Source organism: Ehrlichia muris subsp. eauclairensis (assembly GCF_051097115.1).
Classification (GTDB): Bacteria; Pseudomonadota; Alphaproteobacteria; order Rickettsiales; family Anaplasmataceae; genus Ehrlichia; species Ehrlichia muris.
On the sequence record NZ_CP118226.1, the window covers coordinates 806055 to 817787 of the forward strand.

The window sequence follows — 11733 nt, forward strand, 5'->3', positions numbered from 1 at the left end:
AAATAATAAATTAACAATTATATCAAATATCCCCACTCTTTTATACGAGTTATAAGATCATAATTAGTATACTTAGATATGTCGTAAGATGCAGTAAATGGCTTCATAATCGTTACATAATCTAAAATTAGCTGTTTTAAAGCAATTTCCAATTTCTTCATCAATTCAATATAATTATCCACAGGGATTACTTTCATGTCTTCTGAATTTATCTTCCAATACATTAAACCTGAAATATCTTTTTTTAAACTCTGTTTCACCGTTAATGCTTGTATTATCATTTGTAAAGCAACTCCATAATTAATATCTGACTGCGAAGGAATTACACCAGTCTTATAATCAATAACTACGACACTACCATCTTTTAAACATTCTACTCTATCACATCTAGATACCACTTTTACATTATTACAGATCTCCCAAGAAAAAAAATGTTCTGTAATAACTTCATTAATATCATGGCTCCTTTCTAAATTGATTTCAAAAAACTGCTCGGCCATCTTTTGAAATTTAGGCCATAAAATAGTTTCAACTTGAGGAAAATCTTTGTACTTGTCTAAGAACTCTGATGTGGCAATTTCTATTAAATCTTCATATCTATGTTGATTACTATTGCTTAACAAATATTTATAAAAAACATTATGTACAATGATCCCAAAATCACGCATAGAAAATCTTTCATTAATATCTTTACATGGCAAAACATTCAAAATATTATTCAAATAAAATACATAAGGATTCTTTATCAAAGTTTCTAAAGAAGTAGTAGCCAAAATATTAAATGCATTCATCCTTTGACTGATTTCTGGATTAGGTTGAGGTCTTAAATACGACAAATTTTTAACATCACTATACAAAAATCCATCTTGGATCTTCGAATAAATATCACCTTTTAAACTTTCTATATTATAAAGTCTTGCTAAAATTTTCAACCGTCTAACCCAAATAGATTCCTCATTTATTTTCCCAAAGCTTTTCAAAGACTGTGTGATATAAATTTTATCCGCATAAAAAAAGCTATGTAACAAATAAGCAAAATGACCTTTTTCCCTTTGAATGGAAGGCAACCCTAATTTAGCACGTATCCACTTGTTTAATAATGCCCCACATGAACTAACGCCATAATTCATTTCATTAAAGCCAGCAAAAATAACTACTTCTTTTTTAGATAAATTAACACTAGATAATCTATAATTTTCTGCAAAGAAAGTACTATTTAAAACTGATACTAAAATCTCATAATATACATCCATGCCATATATTTTTACACCATTACATGAGTTTCGAAAATTATCAAAAAATTCTTCAATCTTACTATAATCATTAAGATCAATTATAACACTACCTTTCAATAAATCCTGTATGCATACAATATGAGCTTCTACTATAGAAGATATAATATCATGTTTTACTTTCATTAAAGGCAGTATAACACCTGTTATCTTTTCCCAAAAATGTAACAAATCTGGCACTTTTTCTTTTATATTATTTTCTATGCTAAAGAAATCATGGCAAGAATAAGACCTGACAACTTTTAATTCAAAACTTGACATCAAAACTTCATAATCTTCCTTAGCATATCCCAAAGTCACAAAAGGATGTTTAAGTAATGATAATAATGGGATAGGATTCCATTTGCTCATTACAACTTCTAATATATGCAATATAAAAGACAATATAAGATAATCAATATTAGACTGGTCTAATAACTTTTCTGAATTTACAATAGAATTTATTCTTTTAGTCAACAGCAAATTATTTGTAAATACAATAAGATCACTACAAACATTTTCTTTTATAAGCATGGATACAACTTGAGCTTCCTCTTCATCTGAAACACAAGTAATCAATTTAACACGATTATAATCATCATACTTTTGAATGTCATTTTGATGATATTTTTCTAAAAATAAATTAAAATTAAACACACTACTTACAAATACCAAATGATTTGGATGCCCTAAAAAAATGATATCATTTCTATTAACTTTTAAAATATCTAACAAACTCTTTATATAATACTGATAATGACATTCTTCCAATAACTGCCAATTTTCATCATCAATACTCATATCTATATACGGAAATATTATTGTACTATTAGGTAATTTATATAAAGCTTGAACAAAATTAATAAAAAAATTATCAAACATCATACCAGCAAAAATTATAGTGCAATTTAATGCTTCATCTTGTAAATATTTTACTAAGTCACTCACATATAAACTTCTATGTTCCAATATATCCAGCACTTTTTCTTTATTTAAAACTTCTCTCCATTTTTTAGATAATTCAGCAAGGAGCTTAGCAGCCTTTTGACAATGTACTGGCAAATCACAATCAAACAAATACTCTAAATCAGATAGCGGAATACAATGCACATGCATTTCATTCAACAATGAAGACAATTCATAACCTAAAGATAGTGGATAATTATCATTATTTTCAGAATTCCATAACTTGATAAATTCCATCAATAACAAAAGTTTCCTTGTTGGAGTCATAATCTTGACAGAACTATGCTCATTCGTTAGTAAATCTTGATCTATATTCAACAACGATATAATTCTTACTTGATCAGGAATAGTAGCATGAAAGTGAAGTTTCAATTCATCATATAGCAACTTCACATCTTCTTGGTTCGGTACTATAATTATCATATTAGAAGAAGTTTTAGAATTATCATTAAAGATATCAAATGCAAATTTTGCTACTACAGCTAAAAATGATTCTGAACAATGAACTGAAAAAATTTTTCCCATTAAATTACATTAGACCAAAGAATTATAGAAACAATCACAAACATAATAGCCTTAACAAATTAAATCAGTTTTTACAACATTTATAATTATAGCTTGCGAACATTACAAAGTGGACGGTGAAACGTTCTTTATATATTTCTTATCATACTCACTAATCAATAAATACTCTATGTTACTAATAAAAAAATAAGTTGATAATTACTAGTAAAACAATAAATAATATACGCATGCAATGTAACAAGTTAATACCATGCAATTTCCTAGTACTAGATTAAGACGCAAGCGTTTGAACGACTGGTTACGCAATCTAGTAAGAGAAACCAATTTATCTACAAATGACCTAATACTACCACTATTTGTACATGATCGTAATGAAATATCAGAACCTATAAAACAATTACCTGACATAAAAAGGTATCCTATCTCTGAATTGTTAAAAATAGTAGAGCAAGCTGCAAGCTTAGGAATAAATGCTGTAGCATTGTTTCCGGTAGTAGAGAATCACTTAAAATCTGAAAATGCAGAAGAAGCATTTAATCCTGACAACTTAGTATGCAGAGCAATAAGAGAAATCAAAAAACATATCCCAACAATTGGCATAATAGCTGACGTTGCATTAGATCCTTACACAATTTCAGGACATGACGGAATTATAGTAAATCAGCAAGTTGACAATGACTCAACTTTAGACGTTTTATATAAGCAAGCTTTAGTATTAGCAGCAGCGGGTTGCGATATTGTAGCTCCATCAGATATGATGGATGGAAGAATTAAAAGAATAAGAAATTCTTTAGACAATTGTAACTTTCAGAATGTATGCATATTATCTTATTCTGTAAAATATTGTTCTAGCTTCTACAAACCATTTCGCGAAGCTGTAGGGTCTCGCTCAAGATCTGAAACAATCGATAAAAGCACATACCAAGTAGATATTGCAAACATAAATGAAGCAATACTTGAGGTACAAATGGATATTGATGAAAGCGCAGATATTGTAATGATAAAACCAGGAATGCCATATCTGGATGTAATTAAGTGCATTAGCAGCAGGTATAAGACACCAGTATTTGCATATCAAGTTAGTGGAGAATATGCAATGATTAAAGCTGCTTCACAAAATCACTTATTAGATTATGACTCAGCTATCTATGAATCTCTATTAGGATTTAAACGCGCAGGTGCAAAAAGTATAATTACTTATGCTGCAATAGATGTAGCAACCATGCTCATAAAAAATAGGATGTAATACATGCTAAAAACATCATTTTTAGTAGCCTATATCCATAAAAATTAAGATACTCACTTCAGTGCTTATAGGTATAATAGGAATAGAAATGTATGATGGCTCATATAGAGTTAATGTGATAAATATAGTAATAGGCTAAAAAACAAAATACCATGTATCAACCATCAATCTTTATCTCTCAACTAAATTACAATCCTGAAAATATTGATCATAATTACAATAAGATTACAAAATCATATCAAGAATCAGTAGATCAAGCAGCTGATATAGTTATATTTTCAAGGTATGCAGTATCAGGATATATACAAAAAATTCCAACCTTATATAAAGATTTTTTCAATCAGTGTACCAGTGCAATAAATAAATTAACGCTACAAACCAATAATAAGAATACAACAATAATTATTGGCAGTATTAAAGAGAAAGATAATGTAATATTTGAAACAATTTACCTAATAAAAAATGGAAAAATCACAGAATTAATAGAATTCCCAGCAGGTTCTCAGTCTTCTGATATCTCAGTAACATTTACAATTGATAATATAAACATAATATTACTCCTTATATCAAGAACACCCAAATTACCTATCTATAATAACGATACATTATTGCTAATTATGGATAGCACTCAATACACACAAGATACAAGTTCAAGAGATGATCTAATTTTAAGATTAACATTTAATAAATACGCAGTATATATTAACCAAATAGGAGGATATGGTAATTTAGTCTTTCACGGAAAATCTTTCTTTACTTTCAATAACAAATATTATTTCTTAAATATGTGGAAAGAAGATAGCAAGATTTGTAAAACAGACTTAGCAAAACAAACTAATCCTAACATAATACGCAATAACATTGAATCAGATTATCAAGCACTAATGTTAGCATTAAGGGATTACATACATAAAAATTCTATGACCAGTGTAATTATGGGACTATCGGGAGGTATAGACTCTGCACTTGTAGCTTCAATTGCAGCAGATGCTCTTGGATCTAATAATGTACATTCGCTTATGTTACCAACAAAATATACATCTCAAATGAGTATCACTGATTCTAAAGAATGTGCTATGAGATTAGGAATTTCTTATAATATACTATCGATAGAGAAAATATTTCAAACTTCACTCGCAACCTTACACAATACTTTTATAAATACTGAAGAAGATATTACAGAAGAAAATTTACAAGCTAGGATTAGAGGTACTATATTAATGGCATTTAGCAATAAATTTAAGTTTATGTTATTATCAACAGGTAACAAATCAGAACTATTCATTGGTTATGCAACATTATATGGAGATATGTGTGGAGGATTTGCCCCAATAAAAGACATATATAAAACTAAAGTATATGAGCTCAGTAGATGGAGAAACAAAAACATACCAGTAAACAGTTTATGCCAGAAAATTGATGTTATTCCCTCTCAAATTATAGAAAAACATCCATCCGCTGAACTACGTTATAATCAAAAAGATCAAGATACTTTACCTGACTACACAACATTAGATTCAGTACTTACATTACTTATCGACCAAAACTATTCTATAGAGGATGTAATAAAAAAAGGATATGATATTCAAGACGTTAAATATATAGTACACTTAATACAAAAATCTCAATTTAAAAGAGAACAAGCTTCTACTGGACCACTCATTAACTAACTGATACACAAAATACTAACATATCAAAGTTATTATTTTCAGTGTCAGACAACAAAACCAACAACTCTTTTAATTACACAACATTAGATTCAGCATTTGCAGTACTTAATCAAACAAAACCATTCTACAGAAGATATAATAAAAAAGTGGTATAGCATTCAAGATGTAACCAGTGCACTTAATACAAAAGTCTCAATTTAAAAGAGAACAAGCTTCTATTGGACTACTTATCAATTAATTGATATGAAAACGCTAACTTATTAAAGCTTATTATCTTTTAATACATGGTAAAAACTAATTTTACAAACTAACCTTATACAATGTAATACATCTAGTTATAATATACAAGAAATACCCTAATGCTACCCCTTCCCATTCACAAATACTACAGATTTCCATATAATTCTTTATAACTATATAATTAATAAATAAGTTATTCCTAGCTAACCTCCACTTACCAGTACCATAACTAATACAATAGCTAATTAGTCTAATATTTATAAAAAATATCATCAAACTAACAAAAAACTGTATTAAAAAATAACTAAGTTAACAAATCTTCATTTTCCTTTAACTTATTCATTAAATCTTCTGCTCTATCTAAAACCGATTGTGGAAATCCTGCTAACTTTGCAACATGTATTCCATAAGATTTATCAGTTGATCCAGGTATAATTTCATGCAAGAACACTACTTTCCCATTCCATTCTTCTACTTTCATACAAAAACACTTTATATTCTGTAAATACCCTTCTAACCTTGATAATTCATGATAATGAGTTGCAAAAACCGCTCTACTTTTATTAACATTATGAATTTGTTCGATAACTGACCATGCAATTGACAATCCATCATATGTTCCTGTACCTCTACCAATTTCATCAAGTATTACAAAAGACTTATCTGTAGCTTGGTTAATTATTGCAGCAGTTTCTGTCATTTCTACCATAAACGTAGAATGCCCGGATGCAATATTGTCAGAAGCTCCTACTCTACTAAATACTTTATCAATAACTCCTATATGAGCATGCTGAGCAGGAACAAATGACCCAATATGAGCTAAAATACCTATTAACGCGTTCTGTCTTAAGAAAGTACTTTTACCAGCCATATTAGGCCCAGTTATCAAATGCACTCTTTGTACTGATGAAAGATCAATATCATTAGCTACAAATTTACCATTACGCTCAACTACAGGGTGCCTACCCTTTTGAATATTAAACTCATAACTATCATCAACTATAGGTTTAGTATAAGAATATTGTATTGCTAACTCAGCAAAGGAAGTTAACATATCAATCTCAGCAATAACATGTGCAGTCATAGTTATTTTACCTGCATCTTCAATAATACACGTACATAACTGACCAAAAATTTTTATTTCCAAATTAATTGCTGCATCTCTAGCAGAAATTATTTTGCTTTCCAATGCTTTCAATTCACTTGTTGTGTATCTAATACTATTAGCTAGAGTCTGTCTATGAATAAAGTCTTTATCACTAATTAAATAGTTTGATGAAATTTCAACATAATATCCTAAAATGTTATTATACAATATTTTCAAACTCTGAATATTAGTAATACTACGATATTTATCTCGCAATTGTTGAATTAAATCATTACTATAACTTTGAATATATATATATTCTGACAATTGTGCATCGTAATCAGGATTAATAAATCCTCCATCTTTAACATTATTAACATTATTTGGTATTAGCACATTATTAAGAGTTTTACGCAAATCATCATACCTCCCTAGTCCTACACAGAAATCACTTACAATACTAGAGTCAAATTTATGTAATAAATCTAATAATACAACAGTCTTATCTAAAGTTAACTTTAAGGCATATAAATCCTTAGGTGAACATTTACCAACTTTAATTCTTGTTAAAATACGTTCGATATCTGCAACACCTCGTAATGTCTCCCTAATGTCTCTACATAACGATCTATTATTCACAAAAAATTCAACTATATCTAATCTACGATTTATTGCACAAGAGCATGCTAAAGGTGCTGCTAAACATCGTTTCAACAATCTGCCACCACATGCTGTCACAGTATAGTCTATAGAAGAAATCAGAGATCCTTCTAAATCTCCAGATTGTGTATAAAACAATTCAAGATTTCTTAATGCTGCAGCATCTATAAACATAAAATCATGTTTTAAATAAGCTTTTGGAAATTCCAATTTAGGCAGATTCCCTTTTTGTGTAGCCTTAACATATTCCAATAAGGAACCACATACAGCTATTTCTTCATTTTTTAAATCACCCAATCCTTTCAAAGTAGATATTCCATAAACACTACATAAAGTATTATAAGATCTACTAACATCAAAAAAGCTACTTGAATACTGAGTCACAGAAAATTTATATTTTCTTAAAATAGAGTATATAAAATCTAACTCCACTAACTTATCAGAAATTAAAATTTCCTTAGGATTAATTCTGAATAAATCACTATCAAGCTTATGTAGCTCTGTTACATGATAATAAAACAAACCAGTAGATAACTCTAACCATGCAATAGCATAATTATTATTAATATTAACTAGACAAGATAAATAATTATTTTCTTTCGCTTCAAGCAAAGAATCTTCTAATATAGTACCTGGAGTAACTATTCTTACAACATCACGTTTTACTAAAGCCTTATACCCTCTTTTCTTAGCTTCCTCTGGAGTTTCCAATTGTTCACAAATTGCTATTTTATACCCCAATTTTACCAACTTATTTAAATAAGATTCACTACTATGAAAAGGTACCCCACACATAGGTACACTTCCTTTCTTAGTTAACACAATGCTTAATATCTTAGATGCTTCTATTGCATCATCAAAAAATAACTCATAAAAATCACCTAATCTATAAAATAATAAATATTCTTTATATTGGTTCTTCAGCATCATGTATTGCTGCATTATAGGAGTTATTTTGCTATCACGATTCACTTTTTACCTATTGTTAATCTTTATCTTACAGTATATTATATGCAGTAATGGAAAAAAGATAATGACTAAAGTGAATAATAAATATTTTAATAATATATAATGACATATTACTAATTATATTTTATAATTAACAAATATGTAGCTTGGTCTAATATTAATTATGGTATCCAAATGCTTGCTTTCTTAAAGAAAGGTGCAGATGTTTTTATAAAAGCAGCTATAACACCCACTACTAGTAAATTACCTCACCAAGAAAGTGTAGGTAAATACCTTGGAGGTATGATAAAAAGCATTATCCCAGGTCAACAAACACCTGCCGAAAGAAATTTCGACTTAAAAATGCATAATCGAACCTATAAATTAGGGGTAGAGCTACCAGGAAGTACAAGAACAGCTGGTCATGAATCTGAAGTAGCCATAAAGATACCATCCTATAAGCTACCATATCAAGCTATACAAAAATTTGCAGCATGGCAAGAACAAGATAAACAAGGAGATGTTGAAGAAACCAGAAAAGATACCTCAGCATCATTGATTACTCCCCTATCGACAGCTAAAGAATTATTCAAGAGAAAAATTGCAGATCAGCATTTTGAACAATTAAAAGCACTTGATAATCAGCTTAGCAAATTAGGAGGAAAAGTTACAGTAGACTCTACTCCAGGTAGATATAAACAAGGGTTAACTATAGAACTAGATGTTTCTGGAAAATCAATAGAGGATATAGAAAAAGATACAAAATTAGTCTTAGAAAGTTTGGGTATATATGATAGAAAATTAGTAAAAACCTTCTCTCAACGGTTATACAAATCATGTACCGACCCAAAAATGAGTTCAGCCGACATTCAAGATAAAAAAACCAAACATAATACTGACAGCATAGAAGGCTCGTGCACTGAAGAAGATGTATTATCACCAACACAAGAACAAAGCAATGAAGGTCAACAAACTACCAATCCTAAGATACAAAGTAGTGATTTTTCACTGACAAACCCTAAGGATATGCCTTATCCAAAACATCCTCTACAGAGTTCACAGATGTTACAGCAGTTGCAAAATCAAATACTAATGCAACAAAAATCTGACAAAATGTCTTTACAGAGCATACCTACTACTGTACAGAAAGAAATTAATGGAATAGTAAAAGATTTATCACAAGGTTTAAGTGAAGATCAAATACAAAGCACTTCAAGTAAGATGGACAGACAATTAACCAATCCTAATTCAGGAAAAACACATGCAAGATAATAATTTTTATGATAATAATAATGTTTTTGCAAAAATCCTAAAAAAAGAACTTCCATGTAACGTAGTATATGAAGATGAGTTTGTATTGGCATTTCATGATATATATCCCCAAGCTCCTATACACATTTTAGTTATTCCAAAAGGTGAGTATACATCATTTAATGATTTTAGTGAGTCTTCAGCAGACATTGGACATTTTTTTTCTATCGTAAAGAAGATTACTCACGAATTCCAATTACATAAAACTGGATATAGAATTGTTATAAATCATGGAAAACAAGGAGGACAGATTGTTCCACACTTTCATGTGCATATCTTAGGTGGGAAACAGCTATAATCATTATATATCTCTCACTATATGTAAAGATATACATCATATCTCATAAATTTCATTACTCTTCAATATCCTAACAATACATAATAGAATCATTACAAATCATGGAAAACAAGAAATACAAAATTTATGTACACATTTGTAAATAAAAGAATAACCATCATCATTTATATATTTCCACTAATAGCAATCCAATACCATCAAAATGTAATATGCATATATACACTTACTGGAAACTCTTACACAACTAACTGACACATAATGTGCTTCAATAAAAATAGATTTATACAAACATATACTACTAAAGCTCTTTACAATGAATATCTAAAAAAAACAAGCATACAATTATTTAACTTATTTTACATTTAACCTCATAAAATTCATTTGACAATAAAATGCTCAATAGCTACATTAGGTTCGTTATTACTATTACAGTACTTGAATTGCTTTATATGTCCAGAGTAGACCTAACCGGTGTTTTTACAGCACTGATTACGCCATTTAAGAATGACTTCTCTATAGATGAAGATGCATTTTGTGACTTAATTGAATACCAAATCAATAATAACATTCATGGTTTAGTACCATGTGGCAGTACCGGGGAGTACACTACCTTAAACTTTGAAGAATACTGCAGAATAATTGAGTTATGTGTTAAGACTACAAATAAACGTGTTCCAATAATAGCTGGATCAGGATCAAATTCTACGCAGGAAGCTATTAGACGTACATTATATGTTCAGTCTCAAAACGTAGAAGCAGCTCTAGTGGTTGTACCATATTATAGTAGACCAAGTGATGAAGGAATATATCAACATTTTAAGGCAATACATGACGCAACTAATATCCCAATTATTGCATATAATATACCTAAAAGGGCTGCCGTTGATGCAAGTGATGAATTACTTGCACGGATTTTATCTTTGCCTAGAATCGTAGGCATCAAAGATGCAACTGGAGATTTAAGTAGGCCTCTTAATTTAAAGTTACTAATAGATAAAGAAATAGCTCTATTTACAGGTGATGATTTTACATGTTTAGGGTTTTATGCTCAGAGTGGTAGTGCTGCTGGTTCTATTTCTGTTGTTTCAAATGTAATACCTAAAATATATTCTGATATGCATAATGCATTTCTTGCTAATAACCTAAAAGAAGCTATGATTGCAAATTTATCAGTATTTAAATTAGCCAAAGTACTGTTTTGTCAATCAAGTCCTTCACCAGCAAAGTACGCAATGAGCCTAATTAAAAACATATCTCCAGTAGTAAGGTTACCATTAGTAGAGCTTACTCAAGAGAATAAATTAAAAGTTAAAGAAACATTAGAAGAGTTAAAATTAATTTAAAATTGTTTATATCTATTAACTTAAGTTAGTCACATGATTAAGTAGTAGTCTTCTATGTTACCTAATATGCTTGACATAGTATATTATCATAGAATATACTTAATATAAGTTACACAGCTCTTCTAAAAATTTCCTATTATAAGTATCTTTTCTACGCTGTGATCTATA

At 29.3% G+C, this 11733-nt stretch carries 7 protein-coding genes; 5 read left to right on the forward strand and 2 right to left on the reverse strand.

All coding sequences use genetic code 11. The features are described 5' to 3' along the window. Positions 1-17: 17 nt before the first annotated feature. A complete protein-coding gene (locus PVA18_RS03270) occupies positions 18-2762 on the reverse strand; it encodes a PD-(D/E)XK nuclease family protein (RefSeq protein WP_045804481.1) in 2745 nt (914 codons plus the stop codon). 250 nt (positions 2763-3012) lie between these two features. On the opposite strand from PVA18_RS03270, the gene hemB reads away from it, so the two are divergent. Together hemB and nadE are read left to right on the forward strand one after the other, a co-directional pair. Next, complete coding sequence (gene hemB, locus PVA18_RS03275; protein WP_045804480.1) at positions 3013-4008, forward strand: porphobilinogen synthase; 996 nt, start codon at positions 3013-3015, stop codon at positions 4006-4008. Between the two features lie 152 nt (positions 4009-4160). After that, on the forward strand, positions 4161-5678 hold the full coding sequence (nadE, locus tag PVA18_RS03280; RefSeq protein WP_045804479.1) for an NAD(+) synthase: 1518 nt from the start codon (positions 4161-4163) through the stop codon (positions 5676-5678). A gap of 544 nt (positions 5679-6222) precedes the next feature. On the opposite strand, the gene mutS is transcribed toward nadE, so the two are convergent. Continuing rightward, complete coding sequence (gene mutS / locus PVA18_RS03285; RefSeq protein WP_045804477.1) at positions 6223-8637, reverse strand: DNA mismatch repair protein MutS; 2415 nt, start codon at positions 8635-8637, stop codon at positions 6223-6225. A gap of 171 nt (positions 8638-8808) precedes the next feature. Between mutS and PVA18_RS03290 the strand changes: the two genes are divergently transcribed. The 3 genes from PVA18_RS03290 (at position 8809) to dapA (ending at position 11565) form a co-directional block, all read left to right on the forward strand. Beyond that, positions 8809-9885, forward strand: a complete 1077-nt coding sequence (locus tag PVA18_RS03290; protein WP_045804476.1) for a hypothetical protein — start codon at positions 8809-8811, stop codon at positions 9883-9885. Beyond that, the gene (locus tag PVA18_RS03295) at positions 9875-10222 is read left to right on the forward strand and encodes a histidine triad nucleotide-binding protein (RefSeq protein WP_045804475.1); all 348 of its coding nucleotides are present in this window, start codon (positions 9875-9877) and stop codon (positions 10220-10222) included. Before PVA18_RS03290 ends, PVA18_RS03295 begins: the two co-directional genes overlap by 11 nt. Positions 10223-10671: 449 nt before the next feature. Then, positions 10672-11565, forward strand: a complete 894-nt coding sequence (dapA, locus tag PVA18_RS03300) for a 4-hydroxy-tetrahydrodipicolinate synthase (RefSeq protein WP_045804474.1) — start codon at positions 10672-10674, stop codon at positions 11563-11565. Positions 11566-11733 lie beyond the last annotated feature (168 nt).